This is a genomic window from Lactobacillus ultunensis DSM 16047 (genome assembly GCF_001436305.1).
Taxonomy (GTDB): Bacteria; Bacillota; Bacilli; order Lactobacillales; family Lactobacillaceae; genus Lactobacillus; species Lactobacillus ultunensis.
In genome coordinates this window covers 1-317 of the sequence record NZ_AZFO01000094.1, presented here as the reverse complement: position 1 = coordinate 317, position 317 = coordinate 1, and the positions used below count along the sequence as shown (strand labels likewise).

The 317-nt window shown below is 41.0% G+C and carries 1 protein-coding gene; it reads right to left on the bottom strand.

Annotated elements, in window-relative coordinates; all coding sequences use genetic code 11:
• Positions 1-68: 68 nt before the first annotated feature.
• Positions 69-317: IS66 family insertion sequence element accessory protein TnpB (gene tnpB, locus FC57_RS10510; protein ID WP_056990038.1), on the bottom strand; the 249-nt coding region annotated here is incomplete at its 5' end.

The window sequence follows — 317 nt, the reverse complement described above, 5'->3', positions numbered from 1 at the left end:
AAAATAATAAAGCCAAACACCTAGTGATGCTTGACTTTACGTAGAAAAAAAGCGCGCGATATCAAGTGTTAGTAAAATTCGCGTACTTTCGTGTTCTTTATTTTTGGACTGATTGCAAAGCCTTTCATCAGCCAGTCGACTTGTTCAGAAGATAAGGCTTGAACTTCATTTTGGTTTCGCGACCAGTTCATCTTCCCGTTTTCAAATCTTTTATAGAGCAGCCAAAAGCCCTGACCGTCCCAATAAAGGGCCTTGAAGCGATCCTTGCTTCCACCGCAGAAGAGAAAAACTTTGCCACTAAAAGGATCAAGCTCAAA